General features: G+C 43.4%; 17 protein-coding genes. 7 read left to right on the forward strand and 10 right to left on the reverse strand.

The genetic code is table 11. The annotated features are described in order from the left end of the window. Nucleotides 1-95: 95 nt before the first annotated feature. The 4 genes from G3R49_RS18120 to G3R49_RS18135 form a co-directional block, all read right to left on the reverse strand. Nucleotides 96-299, reverse strand: a complete 204-nt coding sequence (locus G3R49_RS18120) for a DUF1289 domain-containing protein (protein WP_348633943.1) — start codon at nucleotides 297-299, stop codon at nucleotides 96-98. A gap of 41 nt (nucleotides 300-340) precedes the next feature. Continuing rightward, entirely contained in the window at nucleotides 341-688 is a 348-nt protein-coding gene (locus tag G3R49_RS18125) for a VOC family protein (RefSeq protein ID WP_167870603.1), read from the reverse strand. Between the two features lie 289 nt (nucleotides 689-977). Next, nucleotides 978-1,676, reverse strand: a complete 699-nt coding sequence (locus G3R49_RS18130) for a DUF445 domain-containing protein (protein WP_167870604.1) — start codon at nucleotides 1,674-1,676, stop codon at nucleotides 978-980. A gap of 125 nt (nucleotides 1,677-1,801) precedes the next feature. Continuing rightward, complete coding sequence (locus G3R49_RS18135) at nucleotides 1,802-2,182, reverse strand: GNAT family N-acetyltransferase (protein ID WP_167870605.1); 381 nt, start codon at nucleotides 2,180-2,182, stop codon at nucleotides 1,802-1,804. Between the two features lie 342 nt (nucleotides 2,183-2,524). Between G3R49_RS18135 and G3R49_RS18140 the strand changes: the two genes are divergently transcribed. The 4 genes from G3R49_RS18140 (at nucleotide 2,525) to G3R49_RS18155 (ending at nucleotide 7,472) form a co-directional block, all read left to right on the forward strand. Then, nucleotides 2,525-5,755, forward strand: a complete 3,231-nt coding sequence (locus tag G3R49_RS18140; RefSeq protein WP_167870606.1) for a DUF748 domain-containing protein — start codon at nucleotides 2,525-2,527, stop codon at nucleotides 5,753-5,755. A gap of 293 nt (nucleotides 5,756-6,048) precedes the next feature. Further along, a complete protein-coding gene (locus G3R49_RS18145) occupies nucleotides 6,049-6,405 on the forward strand; it encodes a glutathione S-transferase N-terminal domain-containing protein (RefSeq protein ID WP_130602355.1) in 357 nt (118 codons plus the stop codon). A gap of 134 nt (nucleotides 6,406-6,539) precedes the next feature. After that, nucleotides 6,540-6,989: a hypothetical protein gene (locus G3R49_RS18150; protein WP_210147278.1), complete on the forward strand. Its 450-nt coding sequence runs from the start codon at nucleotides 6,540-6,542 to the stop codon at nucleotides 6,987-6,989. A gap of 258 nt (nucleotides 6,990-7,247) precedes the next feature. After that, nucleotides 7,248-7,472, forward strand: a complete 225-nt coding sequence (locus G3R49_RS18155; protein WP_167870607.1) for a DUF2986 domain-containing protein — start codon at nucleotides 7,248-7,250, stop codon at nucleotides 7,470-7,472. 106 nt (nucleotides 7,473-7,578) lie between these two features. Here the strand turns inward: G3R49_RS18155 and G3R49_RS18160 are convergent, their stop codons facing one another. Together G3R49_RS18160 and G3R49_RS18165 are read right to left on the reverse strand one after the other, a co-directional pair. Further along, nucleotides 7,579-9,207 (reverse strand): MATE family efflux transporter, encoded by a 1,629-nt coding sequence (locus tag G3R49_RS18160; RefSeq protein WP_167870608.1) that lies wholly within the window; start codon nucleotides 9,205-9,207, stop codon nucleotides 7,579-7,581. A 7-nt stretch (nucleotides 9,208-9,214) separates the two neighbouring features. Beyond that, a complete protein-coding gene (locus G3R49_RS18165) occupies nucleotides 9,215-10,063 on the reverse strand; it encodes an ion transporter (RefSeq protein ID WP_167870609.1) in 849 nt (282 codons plus the stop codon). Nucleotides 10,064-10,186: 123 nt separating this feature from the next. Here G3R49_RS18165 and G3R49_RS18170 point away from each other — a divergent pair, with 123 nt between their 5' ends. Both G3R49_RS18170 and G3R49_RS18175 read left to right on the forward strand, forming a co-directional pair. Next, nucleotides 10,187-10,684, forward strand: coding sequence for a murein L,D-transpeptidase family protein (locus tag G3R49_RS18170; protein WP_167870610.1), 498 nt, complete (start codon nucleotides 10,187-10,189; stop codon nucleotides 10,682-10,684). Between the two features lie 50 nt (nucleotides 10,685-10,734). Further along, on the forward strand, nucleotides 10,735-11,289 hold the full coding sequence (locus G3R49_RS18175; protein WP_167870611.1) for a VOC family protein: 555 nt from the start codon (nucleotides 10,735-10,737) through the stop codon (nucleotides 11,287-11,289). Between the two features lie 67 nt (nucleotides 11,290-11,356). Here the strand turns inward: G3R49_RS18175 and G3R49_RS18180 are convergent, their stop codons facing one another. Next, nucleotides 11,357-12,712 (reverse strand): amidohydrolase family protein, encoded by a 1,356-nt coding sequence (locus G3R49_RS18180; RefSeq protein ID WP_130602341.1) that lies wholly within the window; start codon nucleotides 12,710-12,712, stop codon nucleotides 11,357-11,359. A gap of 281 nt (nucleotides 12,713-12,993) precedes the next feature. On the opposite strand from G3R49_RS18180, the gene G3R49_RS18185 reads away from it, so the two are divergent. Beyond that, nucleotides 12,994-15,072 carry a S9 family peptidase gene (locus G3R49_RS18185; RefSeq protein WP_167870612.1) on the forward strand — a complete coding sequence of 693 codons (2,079 nt, stop codon included), beginning with the start codon at nucleotides 12,994-12,996 and terminating at the stop codon, nucleotides 15,070-15,072. Between the two features lie 101 nt (nucleotides 15,073-15,173). Here G3R49_RS18185 and G3R49_RS18190 read toward each other — a convergent pair whose 3' ends face one another. The 3 genes from G3R49_RS18190 to G3R49_RS18200 all read right to left on the reverse strand — a co-directional run bounded on the left by G3R49_RS18190 (nucleotide 15,174) and on the right by G3R49_RS18200 (nucleotide 19,934). Beyond that, on the reverse strand, nucleotides 15,174-16,019 hold the full coding sequence (locus G3R49_RS18190) for a M23 family metallopeptidase (protein ID WP_167870613.1): 846 nt from the start codon (nucleotides 16,017-16,019) through the stop codon (nucleotides 15,174-15,176). Nucleotides 16,020-16,129: 110 nt separating this feature from the next. Continuing rightward, the gene (locus G3R49_RS18195; protein WP_130602335.1) at nucleotides 16,130-17,008 is read right to left on the reverse strand and encodes a 6-carboxytetrahydropterin synthase; all 879 of its coding nucleotides are present in this window, start codon (nucleotides 17,006-17,008) and stop codon (nucleotides 16,130-16,132) included. A gap of 433 nt (nucleotides 17,009-17,441) precedes the next feature. Then, the gene (locus G3R49_RS18200) at nucleotides 17,442-19,934 is read right to left on the reverse strand and encodes a GGDEF and EAL domain-containing protein (RefSeq protein WP_167870614.1); all 2,493 of its coding nucleotides are present in this window, start codon (nucleotides 19,932-19,934) and stop codon (nucleotides 17,442-17,444) included. Between the last annotated feature and the right edge of the window lie 533 nt (nucleotides 19,935-20,467).

A 20,467-nucleotide genomic window follows, 5' to 3' on the forward strand; every position in this document is an offset into this window, starting at 1 on the left:
TTTGGGACAGAAATTGAAAGTCGCACCAGAAAGGCGTAACCACTAAACTACCTTATAAGCCCCTTTCGAATCACCTGACCGATAATGATTGGGTTTCACTTATCAGAAAAGCTGCGCTTAGCCTGCGCAGCACATTGTCTACTTTTAAGCTCATCCTTTAATGCTAATTGCTGCGCGATAGTCATTGAATGCCAGTCTAAAATCTCTTTGTAGGTACGCTGACATCCAAGGCAAACATCATTTTCATCAAGGCAGCAATGGCGAATACAAGGCGATTGCACATGTGATTCAAGATCCACTTTCATCACGCTTGCACTAGGCTATCGCAAGATAAAAACACTTATTCAGACCAAACCGCATATTCATTGCCGCAAGGACATGAAAAATGAAAGCGCCGTCCACCAGGGAAGCTAAATACAGGCTTCACAATCTTGCCACCATGCTCAGTAATACTGGCTTCGGTAACTGCCAGGTTATCGCTATACAACACAATTAATGGTGAGCCATTGGCAAGGGTAAAGTTCTTGTCCAATAGGTAAAAGCCTCCATCAATGCCAACATCTAAAAAGCAAGTATACTCATCACCATAATCTTTAAATTGCCACTGAAATACCTGCCCAAAAAACGCCTTGGTTTTAGCGATATCACTTACGGGAATTTCTAAGTAGTTAATCGTATTATGGCGCATTGATAAGCTCCTTTTAGTATTTAACCTGAACTAGGGATAATAAATCGGTTTCTAACGGCTATTTTTGCCCGTATCTTAGTAAAGAGAGGTCGTTGAAGCTACTTGCAATAGACTAGCTATTGACGCGTAGCTTCGCCTTGAACTAAACAAAACTATCTCGCTAGAAACTTAATGCTAGGTATAACTTAGGAAAGGAAAATCATTGGCACTTCCTTATCCCAAGCTCAGGTTATTTAGCTCTCCTTAAGTATAAGTACTTCCTGACGACGTAGCGTGACTATTTAAATTGTTACTGGATCAGCGCTGCCGCCAAGCCAATCAAGCCGCCAAATACTCCCCCCCAAACGACCAACCAGCCAAGGTGAGTGCGGATCATATCCTGCACAATTTGTTTAACTAGCTCTGGCGTAAGCTCATTCAATCGCTGCTCAACAATTGCGCCAACCTTTTGTTGCATGTCAGCCATTACCGCCGGGCTTTCAAGCTCATCAATCAGGATTTGATTAAACTTGTCACTTTGCGCCATTTCAATCAACTGTGCTTTCATTTTTTCGATAAAAGGCTCTTTTAACGGCGCAATAGCGTCAGTGCCGCCAAACATCGCCAACATGCCTCCCAGCGATGACTGCTCGACGGTTTTAACCAAAGCATCAAATGATGGCTCAAGATCCACCTTTTCAATCACTGGCTCAAGGTTAATCGGATTAGCATCTTTGCTTGTCAAAAAGCGATCTATATTTTCCTTGGTGAAAAACTGCTCCATCATTAATTGATGAATCGCGGATTTGAATTCTTCAAAACGAGATGGGATAACCCCCGAGCCATACAAGCCTGGTACCTTTTCAAATAACATATGTATGGCAAGCCAGTTGGTCACAGCACCAGAGAGTGCAAACATACCCATAGTTAAAACAATTGGCTGGTCGAAAACATAACCGCATACGATCAAGGCTGCCGCCAGTGCGTTGGTAATGAAGCTCTTGTTCAAAGCAAATCCCTCAAAATACAAAACCCGAGTATTCTATCGAAAATACTCGGGTTTAAAAAATGCTTACTTAATGCTAGCGCAACAAAAGCACGGGCGTTAAAACTCAGTGCTTTGGATCACTACTATTATGCAATCATTTCGGTCTGTTCAATGTCGATTTTGTTGTTAATCAACAATACCTCTGTACCATCGGCTAATTGCTTAGCCTTCTCAAGCATCATGCCAGCAATGCCTTGATGGCGAAAATCGTCGATAACAAACGCATCTTCTAAATGCCATACTGGCTTTAAATGAAGCGAAGAAAACGATGGGTATAGTTGGATAAAGCCGACCAGCTCGTCACCTTTAAGTGCAACAAAAATGATCGAGTCATTTTCTGATAATCGATTAATAAGAAAGCTTCTACATGCTTGATAATCTTTCTCATAACCAAGCTGATTACGGTACTGATTCAACAGGTGGCTGAGAGGTTCAAGGTCTAGGTTTACGGCGAGGCGAATTTGCATTTTTCATCCTTGAATAATATTGACCAAACTAAAACGGCTGCACTTATAATCAATCACAATCTAAGTGATACTGCATTTGCATGATAAAGGCTTTGGGAATGATTAAAACCCGCGCCAAACATCTGACAACATAATAATATGTTACTCAACATTATCACATAGCTGGATTATAGAACAACGTACGCATTACGCTAAAAAAATTTATATTTACATGATGTTAACCAAGCGACCATTTTTTGTCCATGTAAATATTAATTCAGACGATTGCACTATAAAAAGAGCGAGTTTTTTTTGACACCTTTCGTTAAAATAGTTGAATCAGTATTCTTGCAGTGACCTCACATGAAGCAAACTTTGCAAAGCTTTAAACAAGCATTCCTCCAGCGCCCAAAGTATCAACGAGTGGCGGTCTATTTATTAGTTAGCTACGCTCTGTATTGCCTAATCTTAGGTATACTCACACCTGCACTGCTTAAACAGCAATTGCCAAAGCAACTGTCTGAGATTACTGGTCGTGACGTTTCAATCGCTGAAATCAAAATCAACCCCTTCACTCTAGAGACGACAATTACCGACTTTGCTATCGCTGCTGATACTAGTACGAGTGGTGATTTCGTTCACTTTAAACAGTTTTACGCCAACGTAAGCTTTTGGCAGTCAATTACCGAGTTTGCAGTGGTATTTGATAAGATAAGCCTAGATGCGCCGCAAGCAAAAATTGCTCAGCTAAGTGAAGAGCTGACCTCGCCTCAATTTAATTTTGACGACATCATCACACAAGCGAGCGCCTACTTTGCACCGGAACAAGAACAGCAGCCAACCACCACTGAGGAACCCGCTCAAACCCTATTCCCATTGCAAATTAAGCAACTGAATATAGCTGCTGCAGCACTATCGATTAAAGACAAAGCGACTGGTAGCGAGATTAATTACCCCAATATCAATCTAGCAATTTACGACTTTGACACCCGAGCAAACCTCAATAGCGAACAGCGAGACCAAAGTCAGATACAAGCAAACCAATTTAGCTTTAGCTTAATCGATGACGCTAGCAGCCAACTAAGCATTAGCGGTGGCGTACAACTAAAGCCACTTAAACTGCATAGCCGCATCAACCTAACCCAATTTGACTTGAGTTATTACTATCAATTTATCGACCAATGGCTAGAAGCCGATTTACGGTCGGCATTTATTGGCCTATCGGGCAGTGTAAACTTCGACCAAGAGTCAGACGTACTGGCACTGAGTAATGGCCAATTATCATTAGATGATGTGCGTTTTCACGCACCAAACTCTGAGCAAGCCTTTATTGAGCTTGGCAGCTTTGCGCTGGCTGATATTAGCTTCGACTCCTTAGCCCAGCAGCTTACGATAACTAAACTCACATCAGATAACCTCAAAGTTGACGCCAATATTAGCGCAGACGGCAGCGATCTTCAGCGCCTATTAACTCCTGAACTTCCTGCTTACTTAATTCAGACTTCACCAGCACAAGCTGAGGCAAAAGACCAGAATGAGCCAGTTGCTCAAGTTAACAATCAAGATGATACCGCCGAGGCTGCTCACCAAGCCGTGAGCAGCGTCAATATAAATACTGCGCATACTGCAACCTTAAAAGAAACAGAAAGCCCGAGTGAACCTTTGGTGGTAATCAACGGCATCGAAATCACCAATTATCAGCTCAATATTATTGAATCAATTGCCAATCAAACAGCTAATCAATGGCAAATCGGTGAGCTTGCACTTACCACGGGAGAAGTTCGCTCAGATCTTGCTGGTGAGCTTGAATACAAATTACAATTTACTATCCAACAAGATGGGCAACTGAGTCTTGAAGGCAAGCTAGACATACAGCAGCAAGCTGCGCAAATCGCCTATCAAATGCAGGACTTCCCACTCTCAGCCTTGCAGCCATACGTGTCGCCGTACATCAACGTCAGTATCAACAATGGTTATATCGGAACTGCAGGCAATGTGAGCATTGAGCCGCAAACTCAAGACGGTAATATTACAGTGCAAGGCAGCGTTAATGCTTATCAACTTGATATTGAAGATAATCTGCTGCAAACGCCACTAATCGCCTGGCAGGACATGAAGCTTAATCAGTTTGACTTTAATCTAAAGCAAAACAAACTGGCTATCGATCAAATCGACTTTCACCAGATGTTTAGCCGCATTGTGATTGATGAAGATGGTACTAATAATATCGGTCATCTCGTCATCGAACAAACTAACAACTCAGGTGAAGACGATGAAACGACAAACACTGGCAAAGACACTCAAACTAATATAGAGGCGCAAAATCTGGCACAGAAACAAAGTCAGAGTCAAAACAATGAGCCCAGTGACGCTAATTCATTAGCCATTGATGTAAATGCTATCAATATCCACGATAGCTCAGCATTTTTTGCAGACAACAGCTTAACGCCGCAGTTTGCCTCAGGAATTGAAATGCTGAATGGCAGCATTAAAAAGCTATCAACAACACCAGAAACCCGTGCGAGCGTCGATTTACAAGGCAAAATTGACCGTTATGCTCCAATGAGTCTAAAAGGTGAAGTCAATCCGCTGCTTGCAGAGCCTTATGTTGACCTCAACTTACAGTTTAATAAGGTTGAGTTGACATCAGTTAATCCATATTCAGGTACCTATGCCGGCTACTATATCGACCGAGGCCAACTGTCGATTAACCTAAATTATCAGCTGCAAGATAATGCCTTAAAAGGCAGTAACCACGTGGTAATTGACCAGCTAGAGCTAGGTAAACCGAGTAACAGTAGCCTGGCAACCAGTTTACCAATCAGTTTGGCTATCGCACTGCTGCAAGATAGAAACGGGGTAATCGATTTAGGCGTAGATGTCGAGGGTGATTTAGACTCGCCAAGTTTTAGTTTTGGCGGCATCATATTAAAAGCGATGACCAACGTGATAACTAAGGCTGTCACCGCACCGTTTAGCTTATTGGCTGGCCTGGTCGCTGAAGACGATGACATGGAAAACGTGCAGTTTGAATTTGGTAGTGCCAACATCACCGAAGATGATAAGTCTAAGTTAGACTCTCTAGCCAAAGCCTTAGTTGATAGACCGCTTTTAAAACTCAACCTTAAAGGTGCAGTAGAAGCTGTATCAGATAGTCAGTCACTAAAAGAAGATGCTTTCAAGCAAACCCTTAGCAAACGTGCTGCACTAAACTATGCCGACATCATGAATTTAAGTGCAAGCGGCTTACCCGAGTCAAGAACAGTCATTGATTCACTGATTGCGCTATATGACGAGCAATTTGGCATTGAGCAACGCCAGACTGCGCTAGCTGCGATAGAAAAAGATCTTCCTGGGTTGTCGCCACAAGCGCAGCAAACTCGCTTGCATATATCGCTCTATAATCAATTGGTCAATGCGATTGAACTGGATGAAAACGATTTAGGAGAGCTCGCCCACTCCCGAGCGACAGCAGTGAAGACCTATCTGGTTGAGCAAGGTAAAATCGATCCTAGTCGTATTTTCCTGCTAGAAAGTAGAGTTAACTATGCCCAGGATGAAGCCAAAGTCGTGATTGGGCTGGATGCTGACTAATACGCGATACTAACCACATATACGCCATGAGCGACTTAACTCTGGTTCAAACATCAACTAGTTCCACTGTTTCATAATGCACGCAGCCGCTAACCTGCGTGCATTATTTTTGCCACAAGAGATGTTGCTAAACCTAGGCTAGTCTTGCAACCAGAAAGGAAATTAACTTAATCACCCCTTAATTGATAACACCACACCAACCTCACCCCTTTAAAGTGTGACGCACTTCAAGTAAGATTCGCATCCAAGCTATTACCCAAACATTAACTAAGTTCATTTGTAAGCGAGGCAGTATGTTTATTATTCGTTGGATATTGGGCCGTATCATCTTATTTTTTGACTTTGTGTTTTCCCCTAAAAAGCGCCAACGTCCTGTGACTGAACAGCAACGTATAGACCAAGCAACGCAATCCCTGTCGCTTTACCAATACAAAGCTTGCCCTTTCTGCGTGAAAGTACGCCGCGAAATGCGTCGTCAAAGCTTAAACATTACGACCATAGACGCCAAGCAAGAGCAAAATAAAAATGAACTTGAAACCCAAGGCGGCAAACTGCAAGTTCCATGCTTAAAAATTGTTGAAGATGGCCAAACACAATGGCTATATGAATCAAGTGAAATTATTGGCTACTTAAATCAAAAGTTTGCCTAGTCACTGACCAGAAGCTCATTAGCGACACAATATAAGCAAGGCCGATATTCGTATCGGCTTTTTTATCGGTAAATTTGATTTGTTTCACCCGCGAAATCTCGTATCCTAGATAAAAATAATTTAAGAGAACCATCATGTTACGCCAAAGCTTAATTGTCATTGCCCTAGCTTCTTTATGTGCGTGCAGCGCAAGCCCTGTGGATCCACAAGAGTTTGCCGGGCGCTACAAAGATAGATTTTCCACCCAAATTAAAGGCAAAGACATCAAGCTATTTACCTACAGAGCAAGTTTAGCCACTAGCTCACAGCGCGGCATTGATGATGACCTGCCCCACAATCAGCGGATTTCACGCAAGAAACAAGATGCAGGTAGTTATCGTAGAGAACAAGCACGCAAGCAAGAAATGCTTGAAGCTTGGGGCGAGCACGTTGAAGTAGGGCTGGTAAAAACGCTGGCAATGACAGGCTACTGCCAAACTGGCTATATCGAGCTAAGCCGTTACGTAACCAGCGACAGAGCTGAAATTCGTGGTGAATGCAATGAAGGGGCAACAGAAGCAGACATTGAAAAGTTCGGCCGCTAGCTACTATCACTAGAGATTCTCACAGTCCTAAAATTAAAAAAAGCAGGCTTTAATCGAAGAAGCATTAAAGCCTTTGCTTTAGTCATCACTTAAGCGTGCTATAATCGCCGCAATCAGTAACCTGAGCTCAGGTTAGGTAACAACCGCAGTATTAACGTGCTCAAGCTAAATCAAGTTTGTGCGCCAATAAGCTTGAATTGATCGCTTGAATCAAACAAACACCAGCTTATTTCTGCCCATTGAAATAGAGTGGCAACGATGAACAAAAAACAGCAGATGAATAAGAAAATGGCTAAGCGAGCCAAGGCAAAGAAGAATAAAACCGCAATGCCGAACCCAAGCAGCAAGCCAAAAGAGCGTTATATTTCAAAAGCTGAGCGTGCGAAAATAGCAGCAGAGCAAGATGCGAATCTAAATGAAGCCAACACCGCTGAAGCTCAAACAAACGCTGAAGATCAATTAAGCACTGATGTAGCAGAGTAAACAAAAGCGGCATAATCGATAACTGACGTTAGCTAAAGACTGCCAACAAAAAAGGGCCTATTCTGGCCCTTTAGTATTTTCTATACTTAACCGCATAAACAACCCACTATTCCTTAGGTTTTCCATTGCCCGTATTGCTGGAGTCACTAGAATCAGAGTGATTGTCATTACTGCCATCTTCTGCAGAGGCTTGTGACTTAGCGATTTGATGACAAAGCGGCTCTTCATCTAACTGAGCGAGTTGCGCACAAGCTGAAGATAGCGGCGCTGAGCACACAGATGAGTCAGACATCACCTTGTCATCCTCAGTTTCGCTGCTAACCGTAGTCTCGGGACTTGAACGCTTATCTTCGCTAGGTTCAGATTCAGTAGTGACTTGTTGTGCTTGTTGCTGACGATTTAATTGATCAATCATCGCCAGTTTATCAACGTGGCGATATGCCACCCACACACCAATTACGCCAAATAAGATAGCACCAAGTACCTGACCAATCAGCACGCCGTGCCAGCCGCCGATCATTGCGCCAACATAAACAAATGGAATGGTACCAATTGTCGCCTTGCCAACATTAAAGAAGGTTGAGTATTTAGCTTTACCCAAGTTGTTAAATGACGCGTTGGCAACAAATAAAATGCCGTTGAATATAAAGAATACCGCGATGTACTGACAGAAGAATAGAATGATGTCAGCTGCGTCACCACTCATGTCAAATACATCAACAATTTGATGTCTAAGTAAAAACAAGATCAGTGACATGCCCAATACGAACACCACACAGAACTGAATCGAGCGAGTAAGGGTCTCTCTAACGCGACCAAAGTCATTGGCACCAAAGTTTTGCCCAACAATAGGACCAATAGCGCCTGACAGCGCGAAAATCATACCGAAGGTGACAGGAATGAGCCTGCCTAGCACAGCCCAACCAGCAACATAACTATCACCAAAGTCCGCAATCGCGCGGGTAACCACCGCATTACCGATTGGCGTGGCAATATTGGTTAGCATTGCAGGTCCTGCGATAGCAAAAATAGTGGGTAAGTCTTCAACAAACTCATTGAAGCTAAACTTGCCCATCAACTTATGCTTAACCACCACGCCATAGGTTGAAATAAACAACACAGCAAAACGTGAGCATACTGATGCAACTGCCGCACCCTCGATTCCCATTGACAACAAAAAGATAAATATCGGGTCGAGCACGGCGTTAACACCGCCACCAGCAAGCGTCGACATCATCGACAGTTTGGCATCACCGACTGCCCTTAACGCACCGCCAAGCGCCATTGCTAAGCTAATAACGGGTAATGACGGTACCAAAATATACAGATAGCTTTGTGCCAGCTCAGCTGTTTTACCACTCGCACCTATCATGGCGAGGATTTCTGGCACAAAAAACAACACCAGCACAGCCACTAACGAGCTGGTAATTACCGTAACAACAGCGCTGTTTAAAAATAGGCGCTTGGCTTGTTTATCTTGTTTTGCCCCAACCGCTTTTGACACCAAAGCACCAAGTGCGATGGACAGACCAATACCGATAGACGTGGTAAAAAACGATACTGTCCCTGCATAACCCACAGCAGCGGCGAGTTCTTGTTCTCCGAGTAAACTTAAGAAGAACATGTCGAGTAAATCGACCACAAACAGCGCCGAAATACCAATGGCGGCTGTCGAGCTCATCACTAAAATATGTCGCAGTATTGAGCCTTCTAAAAACTTTGCAGTGGTGCTCATGAAATGATTAGTCCTTTTGTTCTAGTTCTAGTGATTCGAGCTCAGTACCACAGTGATTACAATAACTAGCATTCTTGTCGTGGCCTTTATGACCACAGTTGCTGCATTTGCGTAAATCTCGTTCGCGCCCCATTTCTTGAGAAATTTCTGCCGTTAAAATGCCCGTAGGAATGGCTAAAATCGAATAGCCAATTAGCATGGTGGCTGCTGCAATCGCCTGCCCTAACGAGGTTTGCGGCGTAATATCGCCATAACCTACCGTGGTTATTGTCACAATGGTCCAGTACATGGCTTTCGGAATCGAGCTAAATCCATTCTGCGGCCCTTCAATGACATACATGATCACGCTTAACACCAATACGATAAGACTGACCGAAAAGAAGAAAATAAATACCTTGCGACTCGAGTGCACCATCGCACGCAGTAAAATATTGCCTTCACTCAAATAACGTAGCAGTTTTAATACTCTAAAAATCCTAAATAGGCGCAATATCCGTATCGCCAGCGCAAAATTGGCACCTGGAAATATTAGCGCCAGGTAGCTAGGTAAAATCGACACTAAGTCCACCACACCAAAAAAGCTTCGCGCATAATGCCAGCGATTAATTGAGCAATACAAACGCACCAAATACTCAATGGTAAATATGATAGTAAAGATCCACTCGGCAACACGAATTGCACCACCATAAGCCTGATGAATAGGCTCAATGGTGTCGATTAGAATTAAACCGACGCTCAAAATAATGCATACCATTAAGGCTAAGTCGAAATAACGACCTGCGGTGGTATTCGTTCCAACAATAATGCCGCGCAGTTGCTGCTTTAACGGCGTGTCATTGTCGGCTGGAGCTCCCATAAATACGTTTTTTAATCCTTAACAATCAACAGTGAGTCTAAAACAATATCAATTATACGTTCAGATGGTTACACTCTACGACTGATTAATTAAAATAATAAACTCATTCATTAGAGAAAACGCATGCTGCGCCTATTTTGTGTAACACTCTGTGTACTATTATCATTATCTAGCTCATCCGCTCACGCGCTATCTGGAAAAGCAGATTTAGTTATCGTTAAGAAATCTGAATCCTCGATGCAAATCCTCCGCCAAGGCAAAGTGCTTAAAACCTACCACATTGCCATGGGCGATGCGCCACAGGGTCATAAGCTGACAGAAGGCGATCAACGTACTCCGCAAGGGAGATATATTCTCGATTACAAAAAATCAGACAGCGCTTTCTATCGCTCAATTCATATCTCATACCCAAATGAAGAAGATAAGCTGCGCGCTAAAGCATTGGGAATAAGCCCTGGCGGATTGATTATGATTCACGGCGAAAACCCAAAATCAAAACTGCCGCCGCTTGAGCAACAAAAATATAATTGGACCAATGGTTGTATTGCGGTCACTAACAAGGAAATGGATGAGTTGTGGCAAGTTATCGACCCAGGTACGCCAATTGAAATCTGGCCTTAGCACTCAATACAGTACTTAGCACATCTAATCTCTCAAATAGATATAACATTATGAATTATCAAACTTTACAGCAATCCTGGCCGCAATTTTCTAACGACATCAACAAACTTGTTGCACGGCTCGGTCTCGATAAACTGTCGCTTGAGTGCGACCACTGTGCACTACGAGTAAACTCGACCGAATCTGCACAACTGTTAGTGCAAGCATTCGAAAAAGATGGACAAGTCATCTCCAATAACATGATCAACGGCAGACCCATTCTGATCATCAAGCTTGACCAGCCTCTAATGCTTGGTGAGCAAGCAATTAGCTGTGTTGAGCTGCCCTTCCCATCTTCAAAAGTTTACCTCGTCGAAGGCTGGGAGCACATTGAGCTAGTGCTACCAGTAAACGTGAGCAGTTGTGATGAGTTAGCCAGTGAATTAGTTGCCCGTGTACCTAGCCTGCAAGGCGTGCTCGCAGGTGAAACCGACATCAAGGTGAAGATGAGCTCTCCAAAAGGTGACAATGAAAGGCTAGCCAACCCAACGATTGCATTTAAACATGACAATCTGTGCGTTAAAGTTCACCCACACACGATTGAAGCCATCATTGCTAGTGAGTAGTAACACTAACCCAAAAAGCGAAAAAGGAGCCGAGGCTCCTTTTTAGTTGTAACAAACCAATAAACGCTTATTGATGTTTATACACCTTGCCTGCTTTCATTACGAAATCGACATCCAACAGCTCACTGATATCCTCTAGTGGGCTATTGTCTAAGGCGATAATGTCGGCATATTTGCCCACCTCAATTGTGCCAAGCTTATCGCTCATACCAATCAAGTCTGCGCCATTTACCGTAGCTGACTTTAGGATCTCAGCAGCAGGCATACCCGCTTTGTGCATCAACACAGCTTCTTGGGCATTTGTACCATGTCTTGAAACACCGCTATCGGTGCCAAAAGCGATCTTAACCCCGGCTTTGTAAGAGCGATTAAAGTTATCGAGCATGTCTTTACCAACTCGAATCGCCTTAGCCTTAATTGGCGCAGACATAAAGCTAGAGTTGGTCGCCATATCCACCACGGTTGCACCTGCAAGTAGTGTTGGCACTAGATAGGCGCCATTTTTCTTAAACAGCTTAATTGAGGTTTTGTCAGCGTAGCTGCCGTGCTCAATACTATCAACCCCAGCGCGAAGCGCAGCGTTAATCCCAGCCGTCGCATGGGCATGACTGGCAACTTTACGGCCGAGTGCATGGGCGGTATCCACAATCTCTTTAAGCTCATTGTTGGTCATTTGCTGCCCCGTACCCGTGTTAGTGTCAGACAGTACACCGCCGGTAGAGGCAACTTTAATGGCATCTGCACCATATTTAATCGCCAAACGTGTGGCCTTACGACACTCATAAGGACCATCGCAAATCGTTTTTGATGATTTAAGCGCAAGTAAATCAGGTGCCATTCCATCGACATCTAAGTGACCGCCAGTAATGGCAATACCTGCTGCCGCTATAATACGTGGTCCTTCAATCCAGCCTTTTTCTACCCCATCACGCAGCGCATACATTTGCTCAGGCTTACTTAATAAATCACGTACCGTGGTAAACCCTGATTGCAGTGTCTTTTTAGCATAAGCAACACTTTGCATGGCGACATCAGCATCAGACAGCTTAACGATTTCCTCTGTGTTGTGTGGGCCCAGCTCCATTTGTAAATGCACGTGCATATCCATTAAGCCCGGCATCACAAAGCTATCTTTTAGGTCAATTAACTGCGCATTGTCACCATATTTATTTGGGGTGACAAAACCTTGCTCTACCGCTTTAATTTCACCGGATTCGATCACAACAGTGTAATTTGATAGCGGCTTTTTGCCTGGCTCAGCAAGTAAAGTACCCGCATGAATGACAGTCGCACCCTTGCCATCATTGTGAGAAGCTAGACTTGTTGATGCAACGGCGTAATTAAAAGATAAGGTTGCTGCCGCTACTAATATCGAAGTCGTTTTTAATCGATTAAATTGACGAGGTAATCTTGATAGTTCCATCTGCGCTATGCTCCCTAAAGCAGTGCTTTCAATGACTTGGTAGTCTATGGCCGGGATGTCTAAGCCCCAGCTGTCTATGACTAAATTGCCTTGCAATAAGGCGTACTTTTGTAGTTTTGGTGTTGTTTTGTGTTGTATTTGCTGATTAGCAGTTTGTTGCCATTATTGAATATATATCGAGCAAAGATTAATGTAAATCACAATTCACATAAGTTCACTTATCCATCAACCTATGTTAGCGTAATCTCACTTAGCGCTATAAACTATTAGGGATTAACTACATGAAAGCACTCGCGGTAGCTCTTTCACTCGCGGCCTTATGGACGGCAAATGTCAATTCAGAGCCACTATCTACATCTAAACTAACACCTCAAAGCAGCGGGCTTAACAAGCCAGAGAACGCCCTGCAATTAGAGGACATATTTACCCTTGAATATGCATCAAATATTAATATCACTAAAGATGCGAAGCAGGTTTATTTTGTTCGAAATTACATGGACATCAATACAGATAGAAAGCTGACTAATATCTGGCAGGTGTCGAAACAAGGTCAGCTGACTCCGGTTACCACGGGATTAAAGAACGATTTTGCACCGAGTTTATCTCCAAGTAATGACCGCTTAGCCTATTTATCTGACGAGACGGGCTCAGTGCAAATCCATATGAAATGGCTTGAGTCAGGGCAGACAGCACGGATCTCCAATCTGTCATCAATGCCAAGTAAAGTGGTTTGGTCTCCCGATGAAAAATACCTAGCATTTACCCAATTTGTTGCAGAAAAAACTCAGCCGGTTGTGAATTTACCGGGTAAGCCAGCGAAAGCGGATTGGGCTAAGCCTGCAGTGTTTGTCGATAGCATGTACTACCGTTTTGATGGCGTGGGTAATCTAAACAATGGCTATCAACAAATATTCATTATGTCAGCTGATGGTGGCAGCCCGAGACAAATGACTTTCGCAAAGTCTAATCACAATGGTGCCATAAGCTGGAGCAAAGACAGCAAAACCCTGCTCTACGCTGTTAACGAATTGGATGAGTCAAAACAAGAATGGACTAACAGCAATATCTTCGCTCTAGAGTTAAATTCAGGCGAACCTAAGCAGCTTACTGATGAACTTGGCACAACCTCGTCACCTATTGTGTCACCTAATGGTAAATACATCGCATATCTGAACGCGAAACAGAACTATCGCAACTACCAAAATGTAGAACTAATGGTAATGAACTTAGATGGTAGTGAGCAGCGTAGCCTGACCAAAAACCTTGATAGATCAATTAACAGCATCAAATGGTCATCAAACAGCAAAGGCGTATACATGATGTACCACGATCATGGTGAGACCTTTGTTGACCATCAAGCCCTTTCAGGTAAACGCAAACGTATGGCTAAAAACCTTGGAGGGTTATCTTTCGGGCGCCCTTATACTGGCGCGCAGTTTGATGTCTCAGAAAATGGCACTCTGGCTTATACCTTTTCTGATCCGCAGCGCCCTGCTGACGTGGCAATCACTCGCAAAGGTAAAACCGAGCAACTTACCGACCTGAACGCAGATGCACTGGATCACAAGCAACTAGCAAGTATCAAAGAAATAACAGTTAAGTCATCTTACGATCAGCGACCTATTCAAGCCTGGATTGCCCTACCGCCAAACTATGAAGCATTAAAGAACCAAGGTAAGAAACTGCCACTAATTCTCGAAATTCATGGTGGCCCCGTCACCAACTACGGACCTCATTTTGCGGCAGAAATCCAGCTAATGGCTGCACAAGGTTATGTTGTGGTTTATGCCAACCCAAGAGGCAGTGACAGCTATGGTAAAGAGTTCGCGCAAACCATCTACAACAATTATCCGAGCCAGGATTATGATGACTTAATGAGTGTAGTTGACGGTGTTATCGCGACTGAAGCGGTTGATACAGACAAGCTATATGTGACTGGCGGCTCAGGTGGCGGCGTACTAACATCTTGGATAATTGGCCATACAGATAGATTTAAAGCTGCTGTCGTCGCCAAGCCTGTTATCAATTGGATTAGCTTTACACTGACGACTGACATTCATAGTTTTGTGATAAAAAACTGGTTTGAAAAAATGCCATGGGAAGACCCTGAGCATTATATGAAGCTCTCTCCACTTAGCTATGTAGGTAATGTGACCACACCAACAATGTTACTTACTGGTGAAGCTGACTTGAGAACGCCAATCGGCGAAACCGAGCAATATTACCAAGCGTTAAAACTTAGAAATATCCCCACGGCTATGGTGCGGATCCCTGATGCTCCCCACGGCATCTATAAACGTCCAAGCAACTTAATGTCGAAAGTAGCTCATATCTTATGGTGGTTTGAGCAGCACCCTTAGGCTTTAGTTAACAAAACAACTAGTTAGAAAGTAAAAAGGCGTCAGTAAATACTGACGCCTTTGTTGTTTAATATTGATATGACCAAATATAGTGATTAATACTATTTAGCCGTTTTTTGCTGCTTTAATACCGTCGACATAGGCGGCACGAGTGTTGTTGGATCTAAGCGCATCTGAAACCAGTTGACTCGCCAATCTAAATGCGGGCCTGTTACCCTGCCAGTAGCCCCAATCTCGGCGACATCTTGCCCTTGTTTAACCTTGTCACCTACCTTGGCATAAATCTTATGTAAGTGGATGAACGTTGAACTTACACCATAACCATGATCGATAATAACGGTGCCACCAGAATAAAACATATCTGGAACAGCTAAGGTGACGACACCATCCGCTGGCGCAACAACGACTGTACCTGTAGGTCTTGCGATATCAACGCCATAGTGCGGGTTACCAGGTTTACCATTGTAAACGCGCTGGCTGCCATATACACCCGATATACGCCCAGTTACAGGCCATATAAAGTCTTGAGTGAAGAAAGCGTGTTCACTGAATGTATCACGCGCGGCTCGCACCTGCTTAGCATCCTTGCCTGCACGAGCCTGGGCTTGCGGATTGGGTTTCATGATCTTTTTACTGATCCCCTCAATCCGATCAATCTTGTATTCTCTCTTATTGACTTTCAGTGGTTTAATTTCAGTTAAGCCATCTGGATAAACCACCTCTAACGACTGTTCAAGCTCTGCATCACGCTCAAAACCAAATGCAAAACGTCCGTCTGCTGTTACCTTGATGACTTCACCATTCAGTTTCACTTTAGCGCCTGCAGGCACAGAGCCACGTATAAGCGCCCCTTGCTCAAACTTGCCTTGCAGTTCAAGTTGAGCAAAGGCAGGCATAGTCAATAACGAAGAAATGACTGCGCTAGATATCCATAATGATTTGAACATTACCTTCCCTTTGATTTTTATTATGTTCTTGGGTGTATTTGCCGGCTTGTACCAATTAGAGTTTGGGTTTAAAAGCGCTTTGCTTCACGAGCCTACTTTTCTTCATGGGCCTATTGTGCTTCACGAGTACTGATAGCACCTTTGCCAATGCCTTCAAACGCAATCACTTTAAAACTGCTTTGTGGCTGCTGCTCATGTAGGGTATTCGCCATATATTCAGCTAAAAGCTCAACCGTGGTGTCGTGGGGAATGATTTCACAGCACGCTTTTGGCATGGCTAATTGAAAGTCTCCTTGCGGGGCCTGGTAGTGAAAACCAAAGTGAGAGTCATCTGTAACATTGGCTTGCGCTGATAACTCCAGGCTCGCCACGTCAACCACATCGTCTTGAGAACCGAGATAGATATCTTTCCAGCGCTTGGCCCAAAATGCATCCCATTTAGGTTCTGCGACGCCATTTTCAAAAACGGTGACAGGACTGCGATGCCCGTGAGCAATACGCTGGCAATTGCCATCATGCTTTTTAAGCCCATGACTGTAATGATAATAAGGCGTTGAAAGCACCTCATTGCGCAACGTCAGGCTAATACCATGGACGTTGCCAGGTAATACTTCAGCCAACGCCTTTTGTAAGAAGGCATTCACACTATCAAAATCAATCACTTCTGTCGGTACGAGCGCAAATGCTTGAGAAGGACAAGCAAGGTGAATTGAACCTTGTTCGCTATCAAAGTCCATCCATACTCTATCGCCTTTTTGTTGCCATCGAACCTGACTGCATGCTGTAGGAATTAACAGTCGATGATCAGCAACATCATCAATAGTCGCCTTAATGACTTTTTTGACCTTACCAAAATCCAGCACCATATTTTGCTCATCTAAACCACCAACAAGCAACACATCGACTATCCAACTTTCGCCCACCATACCGCGGATTGGGCACAGGTAAGAAAAATCAATAACGGTTAGGTCTTTTACAAATAATTGCATTTACTCTCCCAGGCAGAAAAACAGTCCACCCTGATAATTTGGCCCAGATAGCAACTGGCTAGCGGGCAAGATTTAGGTATTCTAAACAATATCAGTGGGTGGAGCGAGTCAAACCTAAATAAGTTTTCTGTCTGTTAACAATCTATTGGCAAGATATATCTAGAGTCACATGCGCTTGCGAGGGGCTGCTGATCTTTGCTGATTAGAATTTGTTCGAATTAAAAGCACTTTAATCGCGACGTGAGCGATGACGTCTAGTCACCTAAACAAATTCGCTCACAACAAAGAGTAAAGTGCTTTTAAACGAACCTTTCAGGCAGCGCTTGTTGTCATTTCTACTTCGTTAACGACTTATCATGTGGAATAACCACACGTCAAACTCGTTGCCTTGTATAAATTTCCAACAAGCAGCTGCAAAAATAATCTTGAAAGGTCAACAGCCCCTAACCCCTATGCTGCTGTCGTGGGTAATATCATCAGCACTCTTTGGCTTGCTGTACAAATACCCTTGTGCGTAGTCACAACCGTTAGCAATCAAAAATTCAGCTTGCTGCTTAGTTTCAACACCTTCGGCTATGACTTTTAGGTTCATCGCATGCCCCATAGCGATGATCGCTTTAGCAATAGCCGCATTATTACTATCATCTGGAATATCACGCATAAAAGATTGGTCAATCTTAAGGATATCAATGGGTAATTTTTTTAAGTAATTTAGCGATGAGTAGCCAGTGCCAAAATCATCAATACTAATGGCAATGCCCATATTACCAAGGGTTTTCAATACGTTGATGATCTCTTCTGGATGGTTCATCATGCAAGATTCGGTAATTTCAAGCTCAAGATGTTTCGCTGGCAACCCAGTGTTCAGCAGCACCTTCATGACCTCATCAACAAAATCAGCGCGCTGAAGCTGTAAGCTGGCAACGTTGACTGAAATCCTATCAAAGCTAAAGCCGCTATTTAACCATCTCACACCTTGTGTACAGGCTTCATTTAACACCCATAAGCCGATGTCCCAAATAAGGCCAATCTCTTCAGCAAGAGGAATGAAATCAGCAGGCGATACCTGCCCTAGTTGCGGATGATGCCAACGAATAAGCGCTTCTAACCCAAGACTACCCGTTTGCTTTAAACAGATCTTAGGTTGGTAATGCAGCTCAAACTGAAATTCTACTAACGCTTGATGTAATGCGTTTTGAAGCTTGAGCTGCTCCACAGAAGCTTTAGTCATAGACTCATTGTAAAACGCAAAGTTGTTGCGTCCATCAGACTTAGCGCGGTGCATTGCTGAATCTGCATTGAGTAAAAGAGAGTCGTGATCGTCAGCATCATTTGGGTAAATGCTCACGCCCATACTTGCAGATAGGCGAACTGGCTCAGATTGCGCCACTAAAAAAGGCTTTTCAAAAACCGAGCGTAAACGATTAATCGTCGACGAAACATAATCTGTACCACTCACGTTTGGTAGCATCACAACAAACTCATCCCCGCCTAAACGGGCAAGCACATCGTCCTGAGCCAGGGTATAAGTGAACCGCCTGCCAAGCTCAATAATAATTTCATCACCAATAATATGACCCAAACTATCATTGATGTTCTTAAAGAAGTCGACATCAATAAATATCACCGCAAGCTTAGTTTGATTGCGCCTTGCGTGATTAAGCTCTTGCTCCAAGCTACTCAGAAATTGCATGCGATTTGGTAGCTGGGTCAGTGGATCAAAATAGGCTAGGTTCTTTAACTTTTCTTCGGTCTGTTTTTGATCTGAAATATCAGCAAATACCGCAACAAAATAGCGAATCTCGTTATTGTCGCCATAAACCGCACTTATGGTAATTGCCTGTGGGAAGATAGAGCCATTCTTACGACGATTCCAAATTTCACCATGCCACTTACCCTGCACAATCAAGGTGTTCCACATTTTCTTGTAGAATTGCTCGTCGTGACGCCCTGAACGTAAAATGCGTGGGTTTTGGCCAAGAACCTCATCCTTGTTATAACCAGTGATACGAGTAAACGACTCATTAGTATCCGTTATATTGCCTAAATGATCCGTGATCACCACACCTTCAACAGCATTTCTAAACACGCTAGCAGCAAGTAACAACTGCTCTTCTGCCTCCTTGTGTTTAGCTATATTACGACTTACGCCAATCACACCTATGGTTTGCCCTTGCTTGTCACGAAGTGGAGCCTTATAGGTTTCTAGCCAAACCTTGTTGCGAAAGGCGTCAAAAGATTCACATTCTGAAACTGATGTTCTAACGCCACGCAAAATAGCTTTTTGGTCTGTTTCATGGAACATTTGCGCTGTACGTGTATCAAACAGCTGTTCATCAGTCTTACCGACGATATCGCTGTTGGACATATTCCAGGCTTTTTCGACACTGCGATTACAAGCCAGGTAGACGCCATTTGAATCTTTTACCCACACATGCTCTTCATGCGCATCAATAAAAGATTGAACTGAAATTGGGTCAATATCCTCTAGCTGAACACGGGCGCTAGTTTCATCAGCAATAAACTCATTGTATTGCTGAACAATATACTGCTTGATGCCCTCAATGAAACTCGTAAGCTCTTGGTTAAACTCTACTCGTTGCTCTTCGGTAAGCACCAATGTTGGCTGCCACGAAATGCCACCAAATATTTGCATAGAAGGCATAACCAGTAACTGGAAATCTAACTCAGCTAAATCATGATTAGGCTGACTTTCAATCGCCGCTTCGCAATATGATTTAATATGGTTGCTGTGAATAGTGAGTTGTAATGGATCTTCGAAATACTTAGCAGGAAGCTCAGTTAACGGAGTCGCTTGAGACTGAAAAACGCAATAACGGGATAACACACACACGACCCCGAATCTTTCATAGATCTTGTCAACAACGGGTTGCCATAATGCGATTTGCTGTGGCTCGATGATCATTAATGCCTCTTTTGCATGAGCGAATGTAAACTGCAATTCACTGTCGTAGTTGCAAGTGCAAATTTGGCTCAACATTATAAAACACCGAACACCATATTTCGCCACAAAGTTTCAAAATAACAACTCTAGGCAAAACTTTGTGATGACAATCTAACTTATATCTAGAACGATATACTGTATATATTTTTGTAAGGGCTAGATGGATTTTTAAGATAATTAGGCATGTACCGCCTTCGAACGAGTTGGCATCAGCGAATACTGATCATAGTTCCTGCCAACTAAATGTTAGCAAGCAGCCATGGATGGAGGAAGTGTTAATTATGCAGGATGCAATCATCGACCTATCACATGGTGATGCATGCTTCGCATTTGCTGTTTGTTTCCCATGTTCAAGTAATCTTTCAAAAGCTGAACATACAAAAAAGCCCCAACACATCGTGCTGGGGCTATTTCGTATATTAGGCGTCTGGAAATGACCTACTCTCACATGGGGAAACCCCACACTACCATCGGCGCGATTGCGTTTCACTGCT

It is taken from the genome of Shewanella sp. WXL01 (genome assembly GCF_012263345.1).
GTDB lineage: Bacteria > Pseudomonadota > Gammaproteobacteria > Enterobacterales > Shewanellaceae > Shewanella > Shewanella maritima.

What these genes read in the sequence shown, in the direction of transcription:
- G3R49_RS18145 (WP_130602355.1), top strand. Translation starts at nt 6,049, where the DNA reads ATGTTTATTATTCGTTGGATATTGGGCCGTATCATCTTATTTTTTGAC.
- G3R49_RS18135 (WP_167870605.1), bottom strand. Translation starts at nt 2,182, where the DNA reads ATGCAAATTCGCCTCGCCGTAAACCTAGACCTTGAACCTCTCAGCCAC.
- G3R49_RS18165 (WP_167870609.1), bottom strand. Translation starts at nt 10,063, where the DNA reads ATGGGAGCTCCAGCCGACAATGACACGCCGTTAAAGCAGCAACTGCGC.
- G3R49_RS18200 (WP_167870614.1), bottom strand. Translation starts at nt 19,934, where the DNA reads ATGATCATCGAGCCACAGCAAATCGCATTATGGCAACCCGTTGTTGAC.
- G3R49_RS18160 (WP_167870608.1), bottom strand. Translation starts at nt 9,207, where the DNA reads ATGAGCACCACTGCAAAGTTTTTAGAAGGCTCAATACTGCGACATATT.
- G3R49_RS18180 (WP_130602341.1), bottom strand. Translation starts at nt 12,712, where the DNA reads ATGGAACTATCAAGATTACCTCGTCAATTTAATCGATTAAAAACGACT.
- G3R49_RS18190 (WP_167870613.1), bottom strand. Translation starts at nt 16,019, where the DNA reads ATGTTCAAATCATTATGGATATCTAGCGCAGTCATTTCTTCGTTATTG.
- G3R49_RS18150 (WP_210147278.1), top strand. Translation starts at nt 6,540, where the DNA reads ATGTTACGCCAAAGCTTAATTGTCATTGCCCTAGCTTCTTTATGTGCG.
- G3R49_RS18195 (WP_130602335.1), bottom strand. Translation starts at nt 17,008, where the DNA reads ATGCAATTATTTGTAAAAGACCTAACCGTTATTGATTTTTCTTACCTG.
- G3R49_RS18185 (WP_167870612.1), top strand. Translation starts at nt 12,994, where the DNA reads ATGAAAGCACTCGCGGTAGCTCTTTCACTCGCGGCCTTATGGACGGCA.
- G3R49_RS18170 (WP_167870610.1), top strand. Translation starts at nt 10,187, where the DNA reads ATGCTGCGCCTATTTTGTGTAACACTCTGTGTACTATTATCATTATCT.
- G3R49_RS18140 (WP_167870606.1), top strand. Translation starts at nt 2,525, where the DNA reads ATGAAGCAAACTTTGCAAAGCTTTAAACAAGCATTCCTCCAGCGCCCA.
- G3R49_RS18175 (WP_167870611.1), top strand. Translation starts at nt 10,735, where the DNA reads ATGAATTATCAAACTTTACAGCAATCCTGGCCGCAATTTTCTAACGAC.
- G3R49_RS18155 (WP_167870607.1), top strand. Translation starts at nt 7,248, where the DNA reads ATGAACAAAAAACAGCAGATGAATAAGAAAATGGCTAAGCGAGCCAAG.
- G3R49_RS18125 (WP_167870603.1), bottom strand. Translation starts at nt 688, where the DNA reads ATGCGCCATAATACGATTAACTACTTAGAAATTCCCGTAAGTGATATC.